Raw genomic sequence first — 23,912 nt, 5'->3', positions numbered from 1 at the left:
GATGCAAGACATTGGCCAGCGCGCCCGCGCTGCTGCCCGCATCATGGCCAGAGCCAGTACGGCGCAAAAAAATCAGGCCCTTGCCGACATAGCCAAAGCCATTCGTCAGGAAGTTCCGGCGATTTTTACTGCTAATCGACTAGACATTGCTAGAGCGCAAAAAAATGGCCAAGATGCTGCGTTTATTGATCGCCTCACCATGAGTGAAAAATCGATTGAAACGATGGCTTTGGGGCTCGAGAAAATCATTACTCTAGATGATCCCATTGGCAGTGTTACGCCCTACAAAAAACAGGCATCAGGAATTGAAGTGGGACAAATGCGCGTACCTTTAGGCGTAATTGGCATTATTTATGAATCACGTCCGAATGTCACGATTGATGCGGCAGCATTATGTTTAAAGACCGGTAATGCTGTAATTTTACGCGGCGGTTCTGAAGCCATTGAATCGAATACATTGTTAGCCAGCTTAATCCAAAGGGGCTTAAGTGCAGCCCAATTGCCGCAGGATGCAGTGCAGGTGGTAAGCACAACTGATCGCAGTGCAGTCGGTGAAATGATCACCATGAATGAATATATCGATGTGATTGTGCCGCGTGGCGGCAAGCGTTTAATTGCCCGCTTAATGGCCGAGGCACGAGTGCCGATGATTAAGCATCTCGACGGGATTTGCCACATTTATATTGATGCTGATGCAGATCTCGATTTAGCCGTGCGCGTTTGCGATAACGCGAAGACCCAACGCTACGCGCCGTGTAACGCGATGGAGTCATTATTGGTTAATGCTGCTATCGCACCTAAAGTCTTGCCGACCTTATGTGGCATTTATCAAGCCAAAGGGGTTGAGCTACGGGTCGATGCAGCAACTCGTCAAACGCTCGAGGGCGCCAATTTTAATAATCTAGTCGATGCGCAAGAGGAAGATTGGCACACCGAATATTTAGCCCCAATTTTATCGATTAAAACCGTAGCTAATTTAGATGAAGCGATCGAGCATATTGAGCACTATGGCAGCAAACATACTGACGCCATTCTCACGCAAAATGAGGCACATGCACAACGATTCTTGCGCGAAGTCGATAGTGCTAGTGTGATGGTGAACACCAGCACCCGCTTTGCCGATGGCTTTGAATATGGGCTCGGCGCAGAAATTGGTATTTCCAATGACAAACTCCATGCCCGCGGCCCAGTTGGGCTTGATGGCCTCACATCACTCAAGTATGTGGTGCTAGGTCATGGCGAAATTCGTAGTTAAGATCTTATGGGGAACGCTTATCTTTGGACTAAAACATTCCATATCGTTTTAATTACTTCATGGTTTGCAGGTTTATTTTATTTGCCGCGTATCTTTGTTAATTTAGCCAGCGAAGCTGACCCTAAGACCTACGAGCGTTTATTAGGAATGGCGGGGCGTCTCTATCGGTTTATGACCATTTTGATGGTGCCAGCGGTTCTTTTGGGCTTATTGCTGTGGCTCTATTTTGGCATTGGCATGGGCATGACATGGATGCATCTTAAAATTTTCTTTGTGTTAATTATTTTGGGTTATCACCATGCCTGCGGAAAATTATTAAAACAGTTTCGCTTAGGTACCAATACCCATTCGCATCGATGGTATCGCTGGTTTAATGAAGCGCCCGTTATCTTATTACTTGTGGTGGTTGCGCTAGTTGTCATCAAACCTTTATAAAAGAGATATTTTTTCATGCGAGACCCATGCGCTTTTTCGTAGTTTGCCCAGGCGGCCTTGAGGGCGCCTTAACGCAGGAATTAAATACCATTGCTAGCATGCCAGCAGCTAAGGCCCTAGGGCAATGGTTGATTGATCCAGCGCCCACGAGCCCCACGGGAGGAGTTGGCTTAGCAGCCCCATTAGCAGGGGCGATGGTCTTAAACCTGCATGCGCGAATTGCTAGCCGAGTGTTGTTACAACTGGCTGAAGCGAGTTATCGCCAAGAGGATGATTTATATCGCTTAACGCGCGGTTTAGCTTGGGAAGACTGGTTTAGTGCCCAACAAACTTTGCGGGTTGACGTAACGGCGCATCGTTCACCATTAAAAAGTTTAAATTTCGCTACCTTACGAATTAAAGATGCGATTGTCGATCGGCTGCGAGAAGTGAGTGGTGAGCGCCCGAATATTGATACTGCATTTCCGCAAGTGCGCGTTCAGGCGCATTTAAGTGCAACTCAATTAACGGTCTATCTCGATACTTCCGGGGAAGCTTTATTTAAAAGAGGCTGGCGCGATGAGAAAGGTGACGCACCTTTAAAAGAGAATTTAGCAGCAGGTATTTTGACCCTTACAGGCTGGCAAGCAGGGCAAACCTTATTTGATCCAATGTGCGGCAGCGGTACTTTTTTAATTGAAGCTGCACAAATTGCTTTGCAGGTGCCAGCAGGCGCAATGCGGGCGGGTTTATATGAGCGTCAAGGTAAGGCGACCCCAAAACCAAGTCGCTTAGCCTATCGCCCACTAGTCAATGCCGCGGATGGTTTTGGATTTCAGCGCTTAAAACCATTTATGGTGCAAACCGAATTACAGCATTGGGAAAATATTTGTCTTGCCGCTCTAGCTCAGATGGCGGAGGGCCAACAGCGTTTTCCGACAGCGCAAAGTTTATGCATTAGCGGCAGCGATATTAATGAGCAGCTCGTCAATATGTGTAAAGGCAATTGGCAGCGTGCTCACTTACCAGGAATGCCTCTGGTACGTCAGGTTGACGCTTTAGTCAGTAAGCCACCAGCGATAGCTAGCGAGTCGAGCGGTGAGCCCCTCATGCTATTAAATCCACCGTATGGCGAACGTCTAGCAATTCAGGGGGGGAGAGGCGAGAATAGCGAGAACCGAGATGATCGTGATGAGGTTCACGCCTACTATGAAGCGAATACGGAAACGGGCCGCCAAGGAGCTAAGCGCTCTAGCCGAGAATCGCTTAAAGCCTTACAAGCCGAAGCTGAATTAGACCCACAATTTGCCCTGTTCTTGCAGCAATTTGGTCAGCATTTAAAAGATGACTTTGGTGGCTGGGAGGTCTTTATATTAACAACCGACATGGCTCTTCCTGGGCAACTACGGATTAAAGAGTCCCGCCGCACGCCTTTATTTAATGGTCCCCTAGAGTGCCGCTTATTTCGTTTTAAAATGAATCCGAAGTAAATTGATGGTGCTTTCGCCTCGATTTTTTTAACCGACTTGTCATAATTAAAAAGTACTTGGAGTAACTTGCATTGAAAACATATATGTGTCTTATTTGTGGATGGATTTATGACGAGGCAACTGGCTTGCCAGATGATGGCATTGCTGCTGGCACACTTTGGCAAGATATCCCCATGAATTGGACTTGCCCAGAATGTGGCGCCCGTAAAGATGATTTTGAGATGATGGCCATTTAATGAACCAAAACGAAATCCTCTTTGAGCGCGCGCAAAAAACCATCCCTGGTGGAGTTAACTCACCAGTAAGGGCATTTCGGCAAGTGGGCGGCACGCCGCGGTTTATTCAAAAAGCCTTGGGGCCATATTTTTGGGACGCTGACGGCAAACAATATATCGACCTCATCATGTCTTGGGGGCCAATGATTGTTGGGCACGGGCATCCAGAAGTGGTCGAGGCGGTACACAAGGCCGCCACCACTGGTTTTAGTTATGGGGCTCCAACTGCCGGTGAAGTTGAGTTAGCCGAGCGTATTTGTGAATTAATGCCCAGCGTTGAGCAGGTGCGGATGGTATCTAGTGGCACAGAAGCCACCATGAGTGCTTTGCGTTTAGCACGTGGTTATACGGGTCGCGATCTAATTGTGAAATTCGAGGGTTGCTATCATGGCCACGCCGATAGTCTTTTAGTTAAAGCGGGATCAGGTTTATTAACTTTTGCCGATTCAACGCAAAATGCTCCATCCTCAAGCGGTGTGCCACAAGATGTGGTGAAGCACACTATAGTCTTGCCTTACAACGATTGTGCTGCCCTTGAAGAAGCTTTTCGGTGCAACGGCAATCAAATTGCTGCAGTTATTCTCGAGCCCATTGCCGGCAATATGAATTTAATTCGTCCTTCAGCAGAATTTTTGGCAGCTGTGCGTAATTTGACTCAGCAGTATGGCAGCGTACTTATTTACGACGAAGTGATGACGGGTTTTCGTGTAGCTCTGGGTGGAGCACAATCCTTACAAGGAATAACTCCCGATCTCACCTGTTTGGGAAAGGTCATGGGTGGTGGCATGCCCATGGCTGCGTTTGGCGGTAAAAAAGACATCATGGCAAAGCTGGCGCCCCTAGGTAATGTGTATCAGGCTGGTACCTTATCGGGTAATCCCGTGGCAGTAGCAGCGGGCTTAAAGACTTTAGAAATTATTTCCCGTACAGGTTTTTTTGACTGCTTGGGTACCCAAACTGCAAAGCTGATGTCTGGCATGCAGGCCGTTGCCCAAAAACACGGTGTGCCACTTGCGGTAGATAGTATTGGGGGTATGTTCGGCATCTATTTTGCCCAAGAGGTGCCCACCTCCTTTGCTGCTGTTACTCAATCAAACATCGAGCAATTTAAACAATTTTTTCATGCGATGCTGAATGAGGGGGTATATTTAGCGCCTTCGGCCTATGAGGCAGGCTTTACATCGATTGCCCATGACAACGCCATCATCGACAAAGTCTTGGTAGCTACTGAGCAGGCAATGCAAACGCTAAAATGAAACGCAGTAAAAAAATACCTGTATTACATTTTTACCGGGTGATCAAAGCCATCGACGGTAAGCAAGTCTAACTTTGAGCCTCTACTGTTAATTTCAGCCGCAGTTAGTTTGCCCCCCCAGACGCAGCCGGTATCGAGACAAACAGTATTTTTACGAGCGAGTAAACCAAGCGTAGACCAGTGACCAAAAAAGATTTGCACATTCCGTGTTTTGCGGCTGGGTACATTAAACCAAGGCACACAACCTAAGGGTGGGGTAGCAACCCCTTCGCTACTATCAAATTCCATTTCTCCTTGTGGAGTACAAAAGCGAAGGCGGGTCAGAGCATTCGTCGTGACCCGTAAGCGGTCTACACCCTTGAGAGAGGATTTCCATTGATTCGGGGTATTGCCATACATATTCGCTAAAAAATCACGATTATTTTTTTTGCGCAGGGCTTTTTCTACTTCATTCGCACACTCTAGGGTTTGCTGTAAATCCCATTGGGGTAAAACACCAGCGTGCACAAATAAGGCCTTGCCATTACTCAGCGCCATTGGCCGATAGCGCAACCAATCAATTAACTCGGCGCGGTCGGGGGCGTTCAGAATGTCATCGAGGGTATCGAGTGCCTTAGGCCCACGCAAACCGGCATCACGGGCTAATAAATTCAGGTCATGGTTACCTAAAATGCACTCCACCTTGCCTGCCTCTTGCCATGATTTCAGCCGCCGTAAAGTACCCAGCGAATCGGGACCGCGATTAACCAAATCACCTAAGCAAATGAGCTTAGCCCCTTCCGGCAGAATACTCATTAGGTCATCTAGCTGAGCAGAACAGCCTTGTAAATCACCCACCGCATAAATTTTGGTCATAAGGGTATTCTAACGATTTCAAGTAAACATATTATGGGGCAACTTTTTTCACCACGCTATAACGGATTAAGGTATTTTTTCTAGCGACATCGTGATCGACGATCGGTTCTGGGTAATCGCGGCCAAGCAGAATTCCTGCGGCTTCAAGTTCAATATGACCAGCCAACCATGGCGCATGAATCGATTTATTGGAGAGTTTGCTTAAAGCAGGTATGTAGCGCCGAATAAAATTACCTTGTGCATCAAAACGCTCTGACTGAGTAATCGGGTTGAAAATTCTAAAATAGGGTTGAGAGTCACAGCCCGATGAAGACGCCCATTGCCAGCCCCCGTTATTGGAAGCCAATTCAAAATCAGTTAAATGGGCGGCAAAGTAAGCTTCGCCCCAGCGCCAATCGAGCCCTAAATCTTTGCTGAGAAAGCTGGCTACCACCATGCGTAAGCGATTATGCATATAACCACTTTGGTTGAGTTGGTGCATTGCTGCATCTACCAATGGGTAGCCGGTTTTGCCTTCGCACCAAGCAGTAAATAATTTCTTTGCTTGTGGGCCACTTTCCCAAACTATTTTGTCGTAATCAGGTTTAAAAGCAGCCCCATTGGCTAGGCGGGGGTGATTAGCCAGAATCATAAAATAAAAATCACGCCAAATCAGTTCACCAAGCCAGGTAGTTGCTCCTAAGCTCCCTGCCAACATGCGTCGATGGGCTTCACGTACTAGACCGCGGATGGAGAGCGTCCCAAAACGGAGATGGGTTGAAAGATAGCTCACTCCTTTTAGCGCTGGAAAATCACGCCCAATTTGGTATTGGTCAATGCGCTTTAAAAAATCATTTAAAAATAATTCTCCACCTTTACTACCTGCTGGCAAATACTGCTCGAGACCGGTGGGTAGAAAGCCCAAAGATGCTAATGAAGGCAGTCCTAAATCGAAAGCCTTGGGAAGACGGGCAAATTGACCGGCTTTTGGCAGGCAGTCATGCGGGGCTAAATCAATTTCACGCAAACTACGCAGCCAGTTATTTTTGTAGGGAGTAAAAACTGAAAATACCGTATTGGAATTCGTCAGAATTTCTTTTTTCTCAAAAATAACTTGGTCTTTAAATTCATAAAAGCCAATATCATTTTTAGCAAGCGTTTTAGCCATGCTTACATCACGTGCAATTGCAGATGGCTCGTAGTCACTATTAGCGTACACCGCGCTTACTCCCAATGCTGTAGCTAGCAGGGGTAATTCCTCAACAGCTTTACCGTGTCGAACAATTAAGCCACTACCTTGGTTGCGCAATTCAAGGTCGATTTCGGCAAGACTTTGCCAAATAAAATCAACGCGTCGATCAAACTTGAGCAGGGCAGATTTAGAAAGGCCGAGATTACTCTGTTGGCCCGGCAGCTGATCAAGAATATCGGTGTCAAAAATAAAGCAGAAATAGACCGCTTGACACTCGGCTAAAGCATGCTTAAGTGCTGCATGGTCATAGAGACGTAAATCACGGCGCAACCAAACGAGGCCTTTGCGGGAGGTTCCATTGCTCATAGCCACTATCTTAGAGCTAATTGGCTAATGGCGTGTATTCGGCACTGGCCAAGCTATATCCACTAAGATTAGGCTCATGGATACCTTATTTTTTATTGCTAGCAAAATTACCCAATTTTGCATTGAACCGCTCAATTTGATTTTGCTTAGCGTTTTATTTGCCTTGCTATTTTTGCTCTTAAGAAAATATGCACTTTGCAAACGCTTCCTGCAAATGACGCTGATCGGATTTTTTATTATTGGCTATTTACCCCTATCAGAATTGCCTTTAAGAGCGCTTGAAAATGCAATTTCGCCTACTGACTTAAAGGCCCTGCAGCCTGATAAGATCGGCGGCTTAATTATTTTAGGCGGGGCAATTGACGGCGATACCACTAGCGATCGCCAGCAGGTTTCCCTAGGTTCGGCTGCCGAGCGAGCAACCAAAGCATTTGAATTAATGCGTCTGTATCCCAATTTACCTTATATCTTTACGGGAAGTTCAGGCGACTTATCGCCGCAGGGCATGCCCGAAGCCGAGGCCTTTAAACAACTGATTCAAGAGCAAGGTTTAGGTGCTCATCGCGGTTATTTTGAGGGGCGTTCACGCAATACTTATGAAAATGCGGTGCTGCTAAAGCCGCTACTCATTGAAGCAGGTGGAGCTGACCAGCCCTGGATTTTATTGACTTCTGCCAGCCATATGCTGCGCTCAACCCAGATTTTTAAGCAGCAAGGCATTACTGTCTTACCTTTTCCAGTGGACTATCAAACTCGCAGTTATCTCGATTGGACGGGTTTTGACATCACTCATGGGGCGCAACAATGGGCCACTTTTTTACATGAAACTGTTGGTTTAGTGGGATATTGGCTTACCGGAAAGATTTAGGATTTGCTAAAATGAAAGTCAATGAGTACGTCTAATCAAGCTTTCTCAGCTTCAGACCCAGCGTCTACGGACTCCTATTCAGCCGAACATCTTGCTAATCAGTTCTTAATTGCGATGCCTGGCATGGTTGATGACAATTTTGCTGGTGCGGTTATTTATCTCTTTGAGCATACCGAAAGAGGGGCGATGGGCTTGGTGATCAATCGACCGACTGAAGTCGATTTAGCCAGTCTATTTGACAAAATTGAACTCAAGTTAGAAATTGCCCCTTTATTAGATCAGCCAGTTTATTTTGGTGGCCCAGTTCAAGTTGAGCGGGGTTTTGTCTTGCACGAGCCCGATGCTGATTTAGCCTACTCCTCCTCGATCTCGATTCCCGGTGGACTAACGATGACCACGTCAAAAGATGTTCTTGAAGCGGTCGCGCAAGGGCGTGGTCCCAAAAAGTTTATGCTGACCTTAGGTTACGCAGGCTGGAGCGCCGGTCAGCTCGAAGAAGAAATCGCTCTGAATGGTTGGATTAACGTGCCTCTACCCCGTGAGAGTATGGTTGATATTATTTTTGATACCCCTTCCGGAGAGCGTTATCAGCGCACCATGAAATCCTTAGGCTTTGATTTATCCCATTTATCGGGAGAGGCAGGGCATGCCTGAGGCCATTACGGTCATGGCCTTTGACTATGGAATTCGCCGCATTGGTGTTGCAATTGGAAACTCCCTCACGCAGACCAGTCAAGCTTTACCAGTAATTACCCAGACGCAAACAGGCCAAGGCTTTGAGGCGATTCAAAAGCTGTTAGTCGAGTGGCAACCAGCACGCTTAGCAGTTGGTTTACCAGTACATCCCGATGGCGCTGAGCATGCCATGACAGCAAAGGCACGCCGCTTTGGCCAACAATTGCAAGGGCGGTTTGCTCTGCCAGTCGCTTGGGTCGACGAGCGCTATACCTCGGCAGTGCTCGAAAATGAGCCAAATTTAGCGCCCCAGATCAAAGATCAATTAGACTCGCATGCAGCCTGTTTAATTCTTGAGCAATATTTTCAAGAAAACCCATTCCCTGTAAAGCAGAATAAAGCATGAAAGCTGAAGCGTTGTACCGCAAATTATTAAGCGAACTACAAGCGCGCTTAGCAGGCAAAAGCCTGATTTCAAGCACGAGCCAAGGCAATATGATTTATTTGGCTGGCCTAGCGGTTGGCGGAGCCTGGCTGGCCGAGCGTCTAGCAAAAGACTTAGCGCTGCCCCAGTATGGCGTCATAAATGTCGCCTTTCATCGCGATGATTATGCTGAAAAAGGCTTAAGCGCAATGCGTAGCGCCAGCTCGATGCCAACCCATTTACCCTTTGAAGTGAATGGCGCGCATATTATTTTGATTGATGATGTGCTCTCAACGGGACGCACCGTGCGCGCCGCTTTAAATGAACTATTTGATTTTGGGCGCCCAGCTCAAGTGGAATTGATGGTGTTAGCAGATCGGGGTAAACGCGAATTACCCATCGCTGCCGATTTTGCGGCCGAGTTTATTGACTTACCTGAGCAGCAAATTTTAGCGTTAGAAAAAGACGCTGCTGGCCATTTTCATTTTCATATTGAAGAGCGTAGCGCCGTTGTAAGCACGGGAACAAAGTCATGAGCAATGATATGAAGCCCATCATTAATCAAAATAACGCTGCAGGCGAGCTCACGCATTTACTAAGCTTGGAGGGAATGCCCAAAGAGCAAATTGTGCACATTCTCGATACTGCTCAGCAATTTGTGAGCGTTACCGACCCAGCTCGCGAAGTAAAAAAAGTGCCATTACTCCGTGGCAAGAGTGTCTTCAATCTTTTTTTTGAAAACTCGACCCGCACCCGTACGACTTTTGAAATTGCGGCTAATCGCTTATCGGCCGATGTCATCAATTTAGATATTTCAACCTCTTCAACAGCCAAGGGTGAAAGTCTCATCGACACCATCGATAACTTAATTGCCATGCAGGCCGATATCTTAGTCGTGCGCCACAATGTATCGCGGGCACCTATGGAAATTGCCCAACATGTGCCATCTTTTGTGCATGTGATTAATGCGGGCGATGGCAGTCATCAGCATCCGACACAAGGTTTGCTCGATATGTACACCATGCGCCATTTTAAGCACGATTTTCGGAATTTAAAGGTCGCCATCATTGGCGATATTGTGCATAGTCGTGTAGCCAAATCGAATATCCACGCCTTAACTACCTTAGGTTGTCCTGAAATTCGCGTGATCGGACCTGAGAGTCTATTGCCCAGTGATTTAGATATGCTGGGTGTCAAAGTCTTTCATGAGATGGAAGCGGGCTTAAAAGGAGTGGATGTTGTCATGACCTTGCGCATTCAGAAAGAGCGCATGGAGGAGGGGCAGGTTCCTGAGGGGAATGCCTTCTTTAAGCAGTTTGGTCTCACGCAAGCGCGACTTGCTTTAGCTAAACCCGATGCTATCGTAATGCATCCTGGCCCCATGAATCGGGGCGTTGAAATTGAATCGGCGGTAGCCGATGGCCCACAGTCAGTCATTCTGCAGCAAGTCACGTTTGGCATTGCCGTCCGAATGGCCGTGATGTCAATGGTGGCTGGAAATTAATTTAATTTTTTATTCGTCTTAGCGTTAGCCCCGCCAATTGTTTTGGCTAAGTACTCGCCAACAAAGATATTTCCTTCATTGTGAAGGTGCCCATCATTCATCCAATACAGTTTTTCTGAGCGCAAACCCGACTCATGAAAGGGTTCAGTGAGATCAATGAAGCGAACGCCTTTACCTTCTAAATAATCATGCAAGCCACCGTAAAACTGCGTATTGCCATGATGCAGTTTCGGTGGAATTAAAACGAAAATAAGTTCATAGTGATGTGTTTTTGCATCTTCAATCCAACGCTCAATTGCAGCACGATTCTTTTTCGTGACATCGGCAGTTTCGTAGCCCTTATCCTTATAGTAACTAACCCCCTCGCTAATGGCATAAATCGTGCTCAGCGGCTGCGGTTTAGTTTTTTGAATACCAAATTGGATTAGGTTCCAAGAAAGAGAATATTTTTCTAACCAGGCATCGGTACGCACAATCCAGCTTTGCGATTTTGGATTGATCCCAGCTAAAATGACTTTGCGAACCGCTTCCATATCACGCGGCACTAATTGGAATCGATGCGGATCAAAGCGTAAAGTATCGACTTCATATCCTTCAATGACGGTGGTATGGGGGTAGGCAAAATCATTAGCTACATCATTTTCATAAAAACCGAGAATAACCCGCTTTGGGTAAGAGCCAATCAATTTAACAGTTCGCTGAAACTTCTCAAATTGATGTTGTTGGCCTGAATGAATAATGCCGCACTTAACCGAGAAACGCCCTGATTTTTTTTCATAAACCGCAGGAATGTTTTGCGCATAATTGCCATAGCCCCAGGTAAATGAATCACCAGCAAAATAATCATATGCTTTGGCGGCTTTAATTTCTGCGAGGCTATGATGGTCAAAGCAGCCAAGCTCGTTTGAAAAAATTTCAAAGCTACCGTCTGCCATATTGAACGCAACGGGCGTCGCATTTTTTTGAGTATCAAAGCCCATCACGGGGTCGGCTACGTTATACCCGCGGGGAAAATAATGAACAACTTCATTCAGTTGTTCTTGAAACCGATTTTTTTTGTATTGCGGAAAAAAACTGAGGCCGTTTGCTGAAATAAACGCATAGCTTAAGCCATCAATACTCACTAGCGCAATTAAGATTACTGCAATGACTAGAGCGCTATTTTTAAGAAAAACTTTCAGCACAAAAAGGACGGTAAATTAAGCCCGACCGTATTGGTCTTCAAAGCGCACGATGTCATCTTCACCAAGGTAGTCACCCACTTGCGCCTCAATAATTACCAGCGGAATAGTGCCAAGATTGCTTAAGCGATGTTGGGTTTCTTTAGGAATATAAGTCGATTGATTGGTTTTGAGAAGTAAGGTTTTATCGCCATTCACGACTTCCGCATTTCCAGAGATCACTACCCAATGTTCGTTACGATGATGGTGCATTTGCAGTGATAAGCGCGCCCCAGGGTGAACCACAATCCGCTTAATTTTGTAATCTGGCCCCTCTTCAATGATGGTGTAGGTGCCCCACGGACGATGCACCGTACTGTGATAAGTGCCACGCTCATCTTTGGCTTGATTGAGTTTTTCAACGACTTTTTTTACGGATTGCGAATGGCCTTTCGCAGTAACTAAGAGGGCATCGGGGGTATCCACAATGATCAGATTATCTAGGCCTACGGCAGCTATTAAGCGTTCACGTCCAAATACAAAGGTATTGTTAGAGTCAATAAAAATCGCCTTGCCTTCGCTTGCATTGCCTTGCTCATCTTCGGGAAAATGTTTGGCAAGGGCGTCCCAAGAACCAACATCATCCCAATCAAAACTCGCGTTCACTGAAACAACGTTTGGTGCTTTTTCCATAATGGCGTAATCGAGAGAGATATCGTCAATTGCCGCCATGGTTTTTTCATCGAGTAGGAGGGTTTTTTCAGTAATAGCGTTACCACTGCTGTCGGCATCATTTTTAGTAGTAGCTTGCCAGCAGGCTAGTACTTGCTTGCTAAGCGCTGGCGCAATTTGTTCAGCCACACTTAAGAAAGTCTCGGGCGTAAAGCAAAACATACCCGAGTTCCAGTGAAAGTTACCAGCTGCAACATATTGTTCAGCCAATGAGGCTGCCGGTTTTTCAACAAATTGGTCGACAACACGAGCTTCTGCATTACTAGAGGTACGGGCGGGCGAGCCTAGCTTAAGGTAGCCATACCCCGTTTCCGCATGAGTCGGTGGAATACCAAAAGTAACTAAATGACCCGCATTAGCAAAATCAACCGCCTTACTAACGGCCATTTCAAAACCAACCTTATCGTGAATGACATGGTCAGCCGGCAAAATTAACATGGGAATGGCACCACGACCAGCTGCCTTGGCTGCGAGGGCAGCAAACAGAACGGCAGGCGCAGTATTGCGTCGGAGAGGCTCGATTAAAGTGAGTTCAGCTGCTTGCCCAGCTTCTTTTAGATCGGCTAATACTTGAAAGCCGAGACTTTCAGAGGTGAGCACACAAAGCCAAGGATTGGCTGAGGCAATGCGTTGCGCCGTTTCACTGAGGAGTGATTTTTGACTAGCCACTGGCATAAATACTTTGGGGCGGTTTTCACGAGAAACTGGCCATAAACGCGAGCCCGCGCCGCCACAAAGAATTACTGTTGAAAATTCAAGCTTCATGACTAAATTTTACTCACTTCAGTCCAGGGGCAATATGCTCTAAAAACCAGCTATAGGCATTCGCAATTCCCGGGCGCAGTTCAATTTGCGCTTTCCAGCCTAAGGCGTTGGCTTTACTGACATCGAGAAGTTTTTGTGGGGTGCCATCGGGCTTACTGCTATCAAGCTGTAAATCACCTTGAAAACCAATAACCTTAATAACTTCTTCGGCTAATTCGCGAATCGTTAAATCTGTACCAGTACCAATGTTGAGGAAAGGGCCATGATAACCCTGCTCCATTAACATTACGCAAGCTCTCGCCAAATCATCGACATGCATAAACTCACGGCGGGGTCGACCCGAGCCCCAGACGACTAAGGCTTTTTCATTACGCAATTTGGCTTCATGGGCTTTGCGAATTAAGGCGGGCAAGACATGGGAATTATTTAAATCGTAAGTATCGCCAGGTCCATACAAATTGGTCGGCATTAAACTCACATAATGGGTACCGTATTGGCGATTGTAATTTTCACATAACTTAATACCAGCAATTTTAGCGATCGCATAAGGTTCATTGGTTTGCTCTAGCGGCCCCGACAGTAAATATTCTTCCTTAATCGGTTGCGGACAATCGCGCGGATAAATACAACTTGATCCTAAAGACATGAGATGATTGATGCCAGCGGCATACGCCCCATGAATTAAATTACATTCAATCATTAGATTTTGATAAATGAAATCGGCGCGATACGTATTGTTCGATTGAATGCCACCTACTTTAGCTGCTGCAATAAATAGGTAATCTGGTTTTTCGGCTTGCAGAAAATCATGTACTGCCGCTTGATTGAGTAAATCGAGCTCTGCATGTGTGCGCGTAAGGATATTCTCAAAACCCTCAGAGCGTAAAAAGCGCACAATCGCGCTTCCCACCATGCCTCGATTACCTGCTACATAAATCTTTGCTGCTTTATTCATTGCGCTCCAGGGTGGTATAGCCATGTTTTTTCACGAGTTCGTCGCGTTCGGCGCCGCGAAGGTCTTCACGCACCATCTCTTTGACTAAATCGGCAAACGAGGTACGCGGTACCCAGCCCAGCTTTTCTTTGGCTTTAGTGGCATCACCCAAAAGGGTTTCGACTTCAGTGGGACGGAAATAACGGGGGTCTACGGCCACAATACATTTGCCCTTACTATCAAAGCCTTTTTCATTGACGCCCGTGCCTTGCCAGGTAATTTTCAGGCCTAACTCTGCGGCAGCTAAGTTAATGAACTCACGCACACTAAATTGCACGCCGGTTGCAATCACATAATCTTCAGCAACTTCTTGTTGCAACATTAGCCATTGCATTTCAACATAATCGCGGGCATGACCCCAGTCGCGTTTAGCATCAAGATTGCCAAGGTATAAACATTCTTGTACGCCTAATTTAATACGCGCTAAGGCACGGGTAATTTTGCGGGTGACAAACGTTTCGCCGCGAATCGGGCTCTCATGATTAAAAAGAATGCCGTTACAGGCATACATGCCATAAGCCTCACGGTAGTTCACGGTAATCCAGTAGGCGTAGAGCTTAGCCACGGCATAGGGACTACGGGGATAAAAAGGCGTGGTTTCTTTTTGGGGAATTTCTTGTACTAAGCCATAGAGCTCGGAGGTTGAGGCTTGATAAAAGCGGGTTTTTTTCTCTAACTTCAAAATCCGAATTGCTTCTAATAAACGCAGGGCGCCTAAAGCATCTGAATTAGCGGTGTACTCTGGCTCTTCAAAAGAGACAGCGACATGCGACTGCGCGGCTAAGTTATAGAGCTCATCAGGCTGGGTTTGTTGAATAATGCGAATAAGGCACGATGAATCGGTGAGGTCACCATGGTGCAGGGTTAATTTAGATCCCTCAATGTGGGGGTCGTGATAGAGGTGATCGATGCGGTCGGTATTAAAGAGCGAGGCACGGCGCTTAATGCCATGCACTTCATAACCCTTACGCAGTAAGAATTCAGCTAAATAAGCGCCATCTTGGCCTGTAATTCCAGTAATTAGGGCTACTTTTGATTTTGCCATGGGTTTTTCTTCAAAATAAGGGTTCGTTTCTGCTTAATTTCAGCTTAGTTTCTATGATGCCGTTGCAAGGGAGGTAAAGACACTATTGTAAATTGTTTTAAAAGGAGGCCTGAGCCTCTTCGCAACAAATACAATGGGGCCTCAAGGCGCAAGAAGAGCAAGGATGGCGGGTGTGAGCACAGCAGGCGACGGCGGCAGGAAAGGTCAGCAGATTCCAGCAGAGCGGGGAAAGGCTGTATTGCGTCGCCTAGACCGGTGGTTGGGGGTGCCCTTGCTTTATCTAATCGCCCTTTTTCGCCCTAAAAAGAGCCTCTTGGGCGCGCAATTGCATCCCCCCTTATCAGCTGACCCATCGACTAGACTGACCGACGAAGTCACCATCAAGCGGATTGGCATTTGCGTATTTGCTGCCGTTGGCGATGCCTTATTGGCATCAGCGATATTGGCTGATCTCAAGCAATTTCGCAATCAAATTCAAGCCAAAACTGGCGAGCAAATTAGTGTCACTGTTTTTTCAACTCCAGCCAATGCGGAGGTTTTTAAATTAATCAGCAATTTTGAGCGCATCGTACTTATTCCAATTACCTCTCCGTGGCATGCTTTACAAACCATGCGTGAATCGATTGCCGAATTTCCAGTAGACGTTTTAATTGATACTTCGCAATGGTCCAAAATTAGCGCGATCCTTTGTGCTCTCAGTGGCGCAAAATTAACGCTTGGTTTTAATACCCCGGGCCAATATCGGCACTTTGCCTATGATGTATTAGTTCCCCATAGCCGCACAGTGCATGAAATAGATAACTTTCGGGCCTTGCTCAAGTCTTTAAATATCTTAACTGGCGCGCTGCCAGAACTTGATCTGATGAGTATTGAGCAAGTTCCTCAACATCCTATGAGCAAGCCTTATATTGTGTTGCATCCATGGGCGAGTGGGACGCAGTTTGCCATGCGCGAATGGCCCATTAATTCATGGCTTGAGCTCGGTCAGCGCCTAGTGAGTGCTGGTTATGCAATTATGATTACTGGCGGTCCCGACGATACAAAACGCGCCGCAGACTTAGTGCAAAAATTAAACGCCAGTCTCGCAAGCGCAAACCTCTCAGCGAGTGCATCTCGTAATGTAGTTGCGCCCCAGGTTAGCGCACAAATTATTTCTGTCGCAGGATCAGTAAATTGGCTTGAAACGGCACGCATAATTAATCAGGCTGAAGCAGTCGTGGCAGTCAATACAGGGACGATGCATTTAGCCGCAATTTTAGGTAGGCCTTTAGTTGCACTACATGGACCTACTAATCCAGCGCGTTGGGGCCCACTTGCGAGTGGCACGGCAATTCCTATCATCTTGGGCCCTGGCCTTAGCGAAGGGGGCGCTTATCTTCATTTGGGCTCTGAATATCCCAAAGAGCCGGCATACCTCATGGATCAAATTAGCCCAGATGCGGTCATTAGGGCATTAAAAAGCAATTTTGGCTTACAAATTGCATAGGCTTAGCACAAGTACTGCAAAATATCACCATGGCAGCCTCTTTTTTAATTAATTCCTATTTAATTCGTCTCTTCGATTTTGTGATGATTAATGTCGTGGGTTTAGTGACATTTTTTGTTTTGCAATATTTTAAAGACCCAGGTTTAGATTTACAGCGCTACACCGCTTTAATGGTGCTGGCCAGTCTGGCCTATTTAGTTTTGACTAATGGCGCCTATCGCTCATGGCGCGGTGGTAATTTATGGGCTTTATTCGGTCAAGTTGCCGCGGGCGTTTTAAAAACCTGGATTTTAATTTTGATCTGGTTGGTATTTAGCAAGTCAACGGAAATGTATTCTCGTTTGTGGTTATTGTCTTGGGCTATCGGTAGTTTGTTGGTGCTATGTAGTAGTCGTTTAGTGAGCTATATTTTGTTGCGTCAGTATCGTGCCAAAGGCGTAAATCTGCGCCACATTGCCATTATTGGATCTGGCTCAACCGCCGAAGAATTAGTCACTCGCATTGAATCTTCGAGATGGTCTGGCTATCGTATTCAAACCCATTTAAGAGAATTGAATCCGCAGCAGTTAACTGCGCTGGCTTTACAACCGCTGAATGAAATTTGGCTCGCCTTACCGATGGGCGATGGTAGTCAAATGCGCATGGTCATGGAGCATCTCAAATTAAGTACCGCGACCATTCGCTTTGTGCCCGATTGGTTTTCATTTCGCTTAATTAATCATGGCGTTAGTGAGGTGTTGGGGATGCAGATGATTGATTTATACGGCACCCCGATGGCTGGGGTAAATCTATTTATCAAAACAGTAGAAGATTACGTGTTGGCAACCCTGATTTTAATCTTGATCAGCCCCCTCATTTTAATTTTGGCTATCTGCGTCAAGGTCAGCTCACCAGGTCCAATTTTTTATCGCCAAGAACGCATTGGCTGGAATGGCGAAGTTTTTGAAATTCTGAAGTTTCGCAGCATGCCTACAAATCTAGAAGAAGAGCAGGTGCAGTGGGGTGGTTCAGCAAATAAATCCGTTACGGGTTTTTCAAAATGGATGCGCGCCACTAGCCTGGATGAATTGCCACAGTTTTTTAATGTCTTACAAGGCCAAATGTCGATTGTGGGCCCACGCCCCGAACGCCCGATTTTTGTTGAGCAATTTAAACAAGAAATTCCAGACTACATGAAGAAGCATTTAGTAAAAGCAGGAATCACGGGCTGGGCCCAAATCCATGGCTGGCGGGGGGATACTGATTTGCATGCCCGTATTGAGCACGATTTATATTACATTGAAAATTGGTCGCTCTGGCTCGACTTCAAGATTATTTTCTTAACGATCTTTCGCGGCTTTGTAAATAAGAACGCATATTAAAGTTAAGGCGCCAATGAACTCGACCATGAGCTCCACCATGGACGTCACCGAACTAGAGCACTTACCCAAACGTTGGTTAATTCTGGCGCATGGTTTTAATATGGATGGACGTGCCGCAAGTCAAACGATTACTGATAAGGTGCCTTATTTATTGGCTGCTGGTCTAGAGTTAACGGTCTTTAGTGCGGTTACCGGTTCTGCTGATCAACGCTTTACGCATCGGCAATTTTTCCCTTGGGGGCCTGCAGGTTTACGCTTTGATTTTCGCCATTGGCTTGCTATGCGGTGTGGACGAGGCTTTATTTATAAAGTCTTGACGGTTTCATTATCGGCATTGCTGGCGCCTTTTATTGCTCTCGAGCGCCTAATCGCTGGCTATTCAAGCCAATGGTCATGGGCATTGCCGGCAGCCTGGCATGGTATTCAGTTAGCGCGCGCCGGCAAAATTGATCTGGTGTATTCCACTGGCGGAGCTTGGTCAGCTCATTTAGCAGCAATGTGGATTAAGCGCTATGCAGGCAAAAACTCGCAGCTAAAGTGGCTGGCAGAAATTCATGACCCCTTAGTCATGCGCAGTAATGAGCAGGATGATGGACTCAATGCACCCAGTGAGCGTGAAGCCCATTTTCGTTATCAGCTGGAAAAACAAATTTGTTTACATGCAGATCGGGTTTGGTGGTTTACGCCAGGCGCTTTAAGTTATGCGCAAAAGCGTAACCCCAACTTATTAGTTCCTGACTCGCGTGGTAAGTTAAAGGGCTTAGTTGTCTTGCCAGGAGCAAACCCGCCAAGGACTGAAGATTCGGCGGTAGCTTGGGTGGCTAGCCCTCATTTGCATTTGGCTCATTTTGGTTCTTTATCCCATACACGCTCATTGCAGGGGCTGCTCAATGCATTGCCAGCGTTTTTTTCTCGGCATCCAGAGGCAAGAGAGCACTTACGTATCGATATTTATGGTTCTGACTTAGACGCGCTTTCAGCTCGCGCCATCCAAGATCATCAGCTAAGCGGTATTGTGATCACACACGGGCGCTTAGAGTTTGATTCTGCTAGTCAACAATCTGGTCGCGAACAGGTTAATCAACTGATGCGAGAAGCTGATGTATTGCTTTTGCTCCATGGTAATAGCGAGTGGTGTGCTGAATATATTCCTTCAAAAGCCTATGAATATTTTTGGGCGCAGCGACCAATTTTGGCTTTAACCCACCGCAACCCCACCTTTAATCAGCTCTTGGCTGAGCATCAAGCTTATATTGCCGAGCAAAGTAATCCAAGTGCGATTATCGCCACGCTTGAGCAAATTTACGCCGCTTGGCAGCAGCAGCAAATGCCCCTCATTAGCGCAAAACCGCTGGGAGTTGATCAAGCTGTACAAACGATTTTGCATGCCGTTGGCGAGCTCAACTAAGTAGAATCGGTTGCTGGCAAAATCATTGCACTCAAGAGGGCAATACAGAAAAATAATATTTCAATTGAATGTTTACTGCTGACCTCAGCTACCGTAAAAGTAAGCAATAAACCAGATGCGACCCAAATCGCCATCAGCGCATTGGGTGAAGTGCTTGCACTTAGCTGCCTCAAGGCGATGCCGATGATGCTAAGTAAAGCACCCAGAGTTAATAGCAAACCAGGAATACCAAAAGCTAGCCCATAATCAATCCAAGCGCTGTGAGCTGATTTAATAGTGGCATTAGGATAAGATTGTTTAATGACTCTCTCTAATGAGTGCTCAAGCAAGCCAAAGCCCAAAGGATTTTTAGTAATCGAATCAATCCCTGCGGTCGCCCAGGCAGCGCGTTCGTAATTATTGGGATACACCATTTCACCGCTAGCAGTTTGAGGATAACCGAGCTGCTGCGTATTCTGCCATTGGGGGTAACGATCAATTTGCGTGGCAATGTGTAAATCTTCAAAAAAATGATTCCAACCCCGATTAATTTGTAGATGACCTTGAATAAAAAATAGTAAAACAAGCAAAGGCAGCGCTATAAGGAGTATTGATTTCCAATAACTTACATTGAAATTAGTGCCCAATCTATTTTTTATGCTGCGCAATTTAGCGAGCAAAATAATCATAATCCAGGCAGTTAATAAAATAGTAGCGATACCAATTCCATTGCGCGTATCAATAATGGTGGTGTAAGAAAATAAAATAAGCAGAACACCCGAAAGCCAAAAGGCAGATAAGCCCCAGTTGAGCTTCATTTTATTTAAACTGATTTGTTGATACTGAAAAGCAGCCGCGCCGCAAACTGCACTAATAAATAAGATGCCCATGATTACGGTATTAATCTTGTTACCAAAGGGGCTGACAAAATAATAACGGGGCATAAATACTTGTCCCGTTTGTGTAAAGGCGACTAAGTAGTCAACCAGTAAGAATAAGAAACTGGCATAGATGCCAAGCCACAGGAAGTTAGTTTGCTGCGGGCGCTGGCGCAGCACTAAGCCAGTTGCTCCACCGATGAGAAAGGCCAACAAGCTTCGCTTCCAAGTACTACCGAGCTCATGCAGTTGCAAAATAGGGTCTTGACTGAACAGCAAGAAATGCAATAAAACCCAAATGAACATGCCAATACTCAGACTGATGGGTAAAAAACGGATTAGGTTTTTGGTGCAAGAAAAACGCTTAAAGACGATTAGCGCCAATATAGTGCCAGCAATGAGCAATCCATTACGTAGCGCAATCGTATTACTGATGGGCCAAATCAACAATAAAATACTGCTTATGGCGATCAGGATAAAGTCCAAAATAGGGCTTGAGCTGTTGGCAGTGGACGACCTCATAAAAACAAATGATAAAGGGTAATCGGGGATAATAAGTAAATTACTAAATTGCTTAATGAAGGTATTGGTAAGACATGATTCTTTTAACAGGCGCAACGGGTTATATCGGCTCGCATACATGGCTTGAACTGCTGCTAGCAGGGCACGAGGTAATCGGGATCGATAATTTTGTGAATTCGAGCCCTCAAGTACTGCGGCGGCTTGAAGGACTCGCTAAACAAGTTCCTAATTTTATGGAAGGGGATGTTTGTGACCCCATTTTTATGGCAGCGCTGTTTAATCAATATCCCATTGAAGGGGTCATTCATTTTGCGGCACTAAAAGCGGTCGGCGAATCAGTCGCCAAACCCTTAGCCTATTACCAAAATAATTTGCTCGGCTTATTAACGGTTTTACAGGTAATGCAAGAGCACCATTGCAAGCGATTTGTATTTAGTTCTTCAGCAACAGTTTATGGCGATCCCGATGTCGTTCCCATTGATGAGCAGGCAGCATTACGGCCGACAAACCCCTATGGTCAAACCAAACTCATGAGTGAGCAAATTCTGCGTGATTTAGAAATTGCTGACCCAAGTTGGCATATTGCCTACTTGCGTTATTTCAACCCCATTGGTGCGCATGAGTCTGGTTTAATTGGTGAAGATCCACTGGGCATTCCGAATAATTTATCTCCCATTGTGGCGCAAGTAGCCATTGGTAAATTACCCGTACTCAATGTGTATGGTAACGATTGGCCTACACCCGATGGAACGGGGGTGCGCGATTACATCCATGTGGTTGACTTAGCTCAAGGACATGTGCGGGCAATCGATTATTTATTGGATGACAAGCCTTCCCTTACCGTCAATTTAGGCACTGGCTTGGGTTACAGCGTGATGGATGTATTACGTGCTTACGAGCAAGCAGTAGGGCGCGCAATACCTTATCAAGTAGTAGCTAGGCGTGCTGGCGATATTGCAAGTTGCTATGCAGACCCCCATTTAGCCGCACAACAGCTTGGCTGGAAAGCCTCTCGTGGTATTGAGCAAATGTGCGTTGATAGCTGGCGCTGGCAATCGCAAAATCCTCAAGGCTATAAAAATGAATAAGGTCTAGGCAGAATGACCCAAAGCATGGTGCTCTACTGTAAATCATACCGCCGCGATTTTCTGCGCGTCAAGCGCTTATTAATTTCCTTACAAAAACACAATCGCGACCAGTTACCGTTTTATATTTCTACACCTACAGCCGATCGTGAATTACTTTTAGAAGTGCTAGGCAAAGATGGGCAAAGCTTCAGTTTTACCTGGATCGCCGATGAAGCCATTATTGCGGCAAATCCGCGCGCTTCTAAAGATGTGCAGCTAGATATGCCTGGAGGCTTAAGCCAAGCAATCATTAAAGCCGAGTTCTGGCGTTTAGGTTTAGCCGATAACTATCTTTGTATTGATTCAGATAGTATTTTTATTCGTGATTTTGGCAAGACCGATTTTTTAGCTAGCGATGGCTATCCCTATACTGTTTTGCATCAAAACAAAGAATTATTTCAATTGGCTACCAACCGTGGCTATACCAAAGTGGAATCGAATTTACGTGAAGAGGCGATACGGGTACAGCAATTATTTGGTCGGGAAGGCCCCCAATATTATTGTGCTCCTGCGCCATTTATCTGGTCGGCTAAAGTATGGCAATCACTCGATGAACAGTATTTGATGCCTAAAGGCATTACTTTATGGGATGCCGTTACACCCGAATACCCTGAAACTTTGTTCTATGGTGAGGCCTTACTGAATTTTCAGGCCATTCCCATACGTATGATTGAACCTTTATTTCGCATTTATCACTACGACTGGCAATACTATACGGCGCAACGTTTAGGCGAAACCGAAGCAAAATTAAAGCAGAATTTTTTAGGGGTAATTTATCAATCCAATTGGGAAGTCGAGCTCGATTATGGGGTAGGTAATAAATCATTACCCTCAAGATTGCTGAAATCGGTCAAACGATTTTTGCGCTACATTAAAAGCTATTTTTAAGCTGAATATGTATGGATGCAATTGAACTAAACAATTCATTTCTACAGGCCGCAGAGGATAAGCCAAGCGTTTTAGGCCCATTGGTAAGCGTTTCAATGCCAGCGTTTAATGCTGAACGCTATATTGGCGAAGCAATTGAAAGTATTCTTTCGCAAACTTACACCAATTTTGAACTGATTATTATCGATGATGGCTCTACCGATCAAACCCGCGAAATTATCAATCGCTATCACGATACGCGAATTGTCAAAATTTTTTCTGATCAAAATCTCGGATTAATTGCCACCCGTAATCATATTGCTCAATTAGCACGGGGGAAGTATTTAGCTTTATTAGACGCTGACGATCGGGCCTTTCCGAATCGCCTTGAACTACAAGTTAATTTTTTAGAACAAGGCATTGCTGATTTATGTGGCGCCGATCATTGGACCCTGAATCAGGGTAATGGCGCCATTAAGCCATCTAAACAGCGCCATAGTAATGCCGATATTCAAGCACTACTAACTGTTTGCAGTCCTATTTGCAATCCAGCAGTAATGGGTAAATTGGAAATTTTTCAACGTTTGCCCTACAAAAAAACGTCCTTACATGCAGAAGATTATTCTTTATGGACAGAAATTGCTTTAGCTGGATATCGTTTTGCAAATCTAAATAAGAAACTCATTATTTACCGTTTACACCCAACTCAAACCAGCATTAATCACATGGATGCAGCAAAAAATGTGTTTAAGCAGTCACAATCACACTACCTTGAGTCACTAGGTATCCCCATTACATTTCTACCACGGGCTTTGCCCGTTAAAGAGCGCTTGGTTTTTGGTATTCGCTTTATGCGCATCTTAAATCAACGTATTCGTAATATATCAATTGGGGCAAACTATGAGCTTTATGCCCGCTTCCAATTTCGTCAAAATGGCTTGCTCACCCCGTTAACGCGCTTAGAGCGTTTACTAGTGGCAATTTCAGCCAGTTGGATTGGTCGACAAGAAACATAAATCAGCTGCATGTAGTTAAC

At 45.7% G+C, this 23,912-nt stretch carries 23 protein-coding genes; 16 read left to right on the top strand and 7 right to left on the bottom strand.

The features are described 5' to 3' along the window. The first annotated feature begins 1 nt into the window (after position 1). The 5 genes from LZT22_RS00415 to hemL all read left to right on the top strand — a co-directional run bounded on the left by LZT22_RS00415 (position 2) and on the right by hemL (position 4,690). The gene (locus LZT22_RS00415; protein ID WP_233923376.1) at positions 2-1,255 is read left to right on the top strand and encodes a glutamate-5-semialdehyde dehydrogenase; all 1,254 of its coding nucleotides are present in this window, start codon (positions 2-4) and stop codon (positions 1,253-1,255) included. Positions 1,256-1,261: 6 nt separating this feature from the next. Beyond that, positions 1,262-1,690 carry a CopD family protein gene (locus LZT22_RS00410; protein WP_233923089.1) on the top strand — a complete coding sequence of 143 codons (429 nt, stop codon included), beginning with the start codon at positions 1,262-1,264 and terminating at the stop codon, positions 1,688-1,690. A gap of 26 nt (positions 1,691-1,716) precedes the next feature. Continuing rightward, positions 1,717-3,159 (top strand): class I SAM-dependent RNA methyltransferase, encoded by a 1,443-nt coding sequence (locus LZT22_RS00405; RefSeq protein WP_233923088.1) that lies wholly within the window; start codon positions 1,717-1,719, stop codon positions 3,157-3,159. 83 nt (positions 3,160-3,242) lie between these two features. Then, positions 3,243-3,395, top strand: a complete 153-nt coding sequence (locus tag LZT22_RS00400; RefSeq protein ID WP_233923375.1) for a rubredoxin — start codon at positions 3,243-3,245, stop codon at positions 3,393-3,395. Then, the gene (hemL, locus tag LZT22_RS00395) at positions 3,395-4,690 is read left to right on the top strand and encodes a glutamate-1-semialdehyde 2,1-aminomutase (RefSeq protein WP_233923087.1); all 1,296 of its coding nucleotides are present in this window, start codon (positions 3,395-3,397) and stop codon (positions 4,688-4,690) included. The genes LZT22_RS00400 and hemL overlap by 1 nt, the downstream gene beginning before the upstream one ends. A 23-nt stretch (positions 4,691-4,713) precedes the next feature. Here hemL and LZT22_RS00390 read toward each other — a convergent pair whose 3' ends face one another. Then, positions 4,714-5,544 (bottom strand): symmetrical bis(5'-nucleosyl)-tetraphosphatase, encoded by an 831-nt coding sequence (locus tag LZT22_RS00390; RefSeq protein ID WP_233923086.1) that lies wholly within the window; start codon positions 5,542-5,544, stop codon positions 4,714-4,716. 31 nt (positions 5,545-5,575) lie between these two features. After that, complete coding sequence (locus tag LZT22_RS00385; protein WP_233923085.1) at positions 5,576-7,081, bottom strand: deoxyribodipyrimidine photo-lyase; 1,506 nt, start codon at positions 7,079-7,081, stop codon at positions 5,576-5,578. 76 nt (positions 7,082-7,157) lie between these two features. Here LZT22_RS00385 and LZT22_RS00380 point away from each other — a divergent pair, with 76 nt between their 5' ends. From LZT22_RS00380 to LZT22_RS00360, 5 genes are all read left to right on the top strand, one after another. Further along, the gene (locus LZT22_RS00380) at positions 7,158-7,949 is read left to right on the top strand and encodes a YdcF family protein (protein WP_233923084.1); all 792 of its coding nucleotides are present in this window, start codon (positions 7,158-7,160) and stop codon (positions 7,947-7,949) included. A 114-nt stretch (positions 7,950-8,063) separates the two neighbouring features. Beyond that, positions 8,064-8,603: a YqgE/AlgH family protein gene (locus LZT22_RS00375; RefSeq protein WP_233923374.1), complete on the top strand. Its 540-nt coding sequence runs from the start codon at positions 8,064-8,066 to the stop codon at positions 8,601-8,603. Next, entirely contained in the window at positions 8,596-9,030 is a 435-nt protein-coding gene (ruvX, locus tag LZT22_RS00370; protein ID WP_233923083.1) for a Holliday junction resolvase RuvX, read from the top strand. Before LZT22_RS00375 ends, ruvX begins: the two co-directional genes overlap by 8 nt. After that, on the top strand, positions 9,027-9,584 hold the full coding sequence (gene pyrR / locus LZT22_RS00365) for a bifunctional pyr operon transcriptional regulator/uracil phosphoribosyltransferase PyrR (protein WP_233923082.1): 558 nt from the start codon (positions 9,027-9,029) through the stop codon (positions 9,582-9,584). Before ruvX ends, pyrR begins: the two co-directional genes overlap by 4 nt. A gap of 8 nt (positions 9,585-9,592) precedes the next feature. Continuing rightward, a complete protein-coding gene (locus LZT22_RS00360) occupies positions 9,593-10,552 on the top strand; it encodes an aspartate carbamoyltransferase catalytic subunit (RefSeq protein WP_233923373.1) in 960 nt (319 codons plus the stop codon). On the opposite strand, the gene LZT22_RS00355 is transcribed toward LZT22_RS00360, so the two are convergent. From LZT22_RS00355 to gmd, 4 genes are read right to left on the bottom strand one after another with little or no spacing between them, the layout of a single operon-like run. Continuing rightward, positions 10,549-11,736, bottom strand: coding sequence for a hypothetical protein (locus LZT22_RS00355; protein WP_233923081.1), 1,188 nt, complete (start codon positions 11,734-11,736; stop codon positions 10,549-10,551). The two genes, LZT22_RS00360 and LZT22_RS00355, sit on opposite strands and share 4 nt — an antisense overlap. 15 nt (positions 11,737-11,751) lie before the next feature. Then, the gene (locus LZT22_RS00350) at positions 11,752-13,209 is read right to left on the bottom strand and encodes a mannose-1-phosphate guanylyltransferase/mannose-6-phosphate isomerase (RefSeq protein WP_233923080.1); all 1,458 of its coding nucleotides are present in this window, start codon (positions 13,207-13,209) and stop codon (positions 11,752-11,754) included. A gap of 13 nt (positions 13,210-13,222) precedes the next feature. After that, positions 13,223-14,164, bottom strand: a complete 942-nt coding sequence (locus LZT22_RS00345; protein ID WP_233923079.1) for a GDP-L-fucose synthase — start codon at positions 14,162-14,164, stop codon at positions 13,223-13,225. Next, positions 14,157-15,248, bottom strand: a complete 1,092-nt coding sequence (gene gmd, locus LZT22_RS00340; protein WP_233923078.1) for a GDP-mannose 4,6-dehydratase — start codon at positions 15,246-15,248, stop codon at positions 14,157-14,159. The genes LZT22_RS00345 and gmd overlap by 8 nt, the downstream gene beginning before the upstream one ends. A gap of 172 nt (positions 15,249-15,420) precedes the next feature. On the opposite strand from gmd, the gene LZT22_RS00335 reads away from it, so the two are divergent. Genes LZT22_RS00335 through LZT22_RS00325 form a run of 3 tightly spaced genes read left to right on the top strand, consistent with a single transcriptional unit; the run spans position 15,421 to position 19,503 of the window. After that, complete coding sequence (locus tag LZT22_RS00335; RefSeq protein WP_233923077.1) at positions 15,421-16,734, top strand: glycosyltransferase family 9 protein; 1,314 nt, start codon at positions 15,421-15,423, stop codon at positions 16,732-16,734. A 29-nt stretch (positions 16,735-16,763) separates the two neighbouring features. Beyond that, the gene (locus LZT22_RS00330; protein ID WP_233923076.1) at positions 16,764-18,095 is read left to right on the top strand and encodes an undecaprenyl-phosphate glucose phosphotransferase; all 1,332 of its coding nucleotides are present in this window, start codon (positions 16,764-16,766) and stop codon (positions 18,093-18,095) included. Positions 18,096-18,108: 13 nt separating this feature from the next. After that, positions 18,109-19,503, top strand: a complete 1,395-nt coding sequence (locus LZT22_RS00325; RefSeq protein WP_233923075.1) for a hypothetical protein — start codon at positions 18,109-18,111, stop codon at positions 19,501-19,503. Here the strand turns inward: LZT22_RS00325 and LZT22_RS00320 are convergent. Next, on the bottom strand, positions 19,500-20,810 hold the full coding sequence (locus LZT22_RS00320; protein ID WP_233923074.1) for an O-antigen ligase family protein: 1,311 nt from the start codon (positions 20,808-20,810) through the stop codon (positions 19,500-19,502). The genes LZT22_RS00325 and LZT22_RS00320 overlap by 4 nt on opposite strands. 146 nt (positions 20,811-20,956) lie before the next feature. Here LZT22_RS00320 and galE point away from each other — a divergent pair, with 146 nt between their 5' ends. From galE to LZT22_RS00305, 3 genes are read left to right on the top strand one after another with little or no spacing between them, the layout of a single operon-like run. Further along, positions 20,957-21,970 carry a UDP-glucose 4-epimerase GalE gene (gene galE, locus LZT22_RS00315; RefSeq protein WP_233923073.1) on the top strand — a complete coding sequence of 338 codons (1,014 nt, stop codon included), beginning with the start codon at positions 20,957-20,959 and terminating at the stop codon, positions 21,968-21,970. Positions 21,971-21,982: 12 nt separating this feature from the next. Then, on the top strand, positions 21,983-22,897 hold the full coding sequence (locus tag LZT22_RS00310) for a DUF6492 family protein (RefSeq protein WP_233923072.1): 915 nt from the start codon (positions 21,983-21,985) through the stop codon (positions 22,895-22,897). Positions 22,898-22,908: 11 nt separating this feature from the next. Further along, on the top strand, positions 22,909-23,892 hold the full coding sequence (locus LZT22_RS00305; RefSeq protein WP_233923071.1) for a glycosyltransferase family 2 protein: 984 nt from the start codon (positions 22,909-22,911) through the stop codon (positions 23,890-23,892). Positions 23,893-23,912: the final 20 nt, after the last annotated feature.

The organism is Polynucleobacter sp. IMCC 29146 (assembly GCF_021395195.1).
Taxonomy (GTDB): Bacteria; Pseudomonadota; Gammaproteobacteria; order Burkholderiales; family Burkholderiaceae; genus Polynucleobacter.
The sequence above is the reverse complement of the archived record's forward strand: the minus strand, read 5'-3'. Positions and strand labels throughout refer to the sequence as shown.

Excerpts from the sequence above, each read along its gene's own strand:
- LZT22_RS00415 (WP_233923376.1), top strand. The coding sequence starts at position 2 with ATGCAAGACATTGGCCAGCGCGCCCGCGCTGCTGCCCGCATCATGGCC.
- LZT22_RS00410 (WP_233923089.1), top strand. The coding sequence starts at position 1,262 with ATGGGGAACGCTTATCTTTGGACTAAAACATTCCATATCGTTTTAATT.
- LZT22_RS00405 (WP_233923088.1), top strand. The coding sequence starts at position 1,717 with ATGCGCTTTTTCGTAGTTTGCCCAGGCGGCCTTGAGGGCGCCTTAACG.
- LZT22_RS00400 (WP_233923375.1), top strand. The coding sequence starts at position 3,243 with ATGTGTCTTATTTGTGGATGGATTTATGACGAGGCAACTGGCTTGCCA.
- hemL (WP_233923087.1), top strand. The coding sequence starts at position 3,395 with ATGAACCAAAACGAAATCCTCTTTGAGCGCGCGCAAAAAACCATCCCT.
- LZT22_RS00390 (WP_233923086.1), bottom strand. The coding sequence starts at position 5,544 with ATGACCAAAATTTATGCGGTGGGTGATTTACAAGGCTGTTCTGCTCAG.
- LZT22_RS00385 (WP_233923085.1), bottom strand. The coding sequence starts at position 7,081 with ATGAGCAATGGAACCTCCCGCAAAGGCCTCGTTTGGTTGCGCCGTGAT.
- LZT22_RS00380 (WP_233923084.1), top strand. The coding sequence starts at position 7,158 with ATGGATACCTTATTTTTTATTGCTAGCAAAATTACCCAATTTTGCATT.
- LZT22_RS00375 (WP_233923374.1), top strand. The coding sequence starts at position 8,064 with ATGCCTGGCATGGTTGATGACAATTTTGCTGGTGCGGTTATTTATCTC.
- ruvX (WP_233923083.1), top strand. The coding sequence starts at position 8,596 with ATGCCTGAGGCCATTACGGTCATGGCCTTTGACTATGGAATTCGCCGC.
- pyrR (WP_233923082.1), top strand. The coding sequence starts at position 9,027 with ATGAAAGCTGAAGCGTTGTACCGCAAATTATTAAGCGAACTACAAGCG.
- LZT22_RS00360 (WP_233923373.1), top strand. The coding sequence starts at position 9,593 with ATGAAGCCCATCATTAATCAAAATAACGCTGCAGGCGAGCTCACGCAT.
- LZT22_RS00350 (WP_233923080.1), bottom strand. The coding sequence starts at position 13,209 with ATGAAGCTTGAATTTTCAACAGTAATTCTTTGTGGCGGCGCGGGCTCG.
- LZT22_RS00345 (WP_233923079.1), bottom strand. The coding sequence starts at position 14,164 with ATGAATAAAGCAGCAAAGATTTATGTAGCAGGTAATCGAGGCATGGTG.
- gmd (WP_233923078.1), bottom strand. The coding sequence starts at position 15,248 with ATGGCAAAATCAAAAGTAGCCCTAATTACTGGAATTACAGGCCAAGAT.
- LZT22_RS00330 (WP_233923076.1), top strand. The coding sequence starts at position 16,764 with ATGGCAGCCTCTTTTTTAATTAATTCCTATTTAATTCGTCTCTTCGAT.
- LZT22_RS00325 (WP_233923075.1), top strand. The coding sequence starts at position 18,109 with ATGAACTCGACCATGAGCTCCACCATGGACGTCACCGAACTAGAGCAC.
- galE (WP_233923073.1), top strand. The coding sequence starts at position 20,957 with ATGATTCTTTTAACAGGCGCAACGGGTTATATCGGCTCGCATACATGG.
- LZT22_RS00310 (WP_233923072.1), top strand. The coding sequence starts at position 21,983 with ATGACCCAAAGCATGGTGCTCTACTGTAAATCATACCGCCGCGATTTT.
- LZT22_RS00305 (WP_233923071.1), top strand. The coding sequence starts at position 22,909 with ATGGATGCAATTGAACTAAACAATTCATTTCTACAGGCCGCAGAGGAT.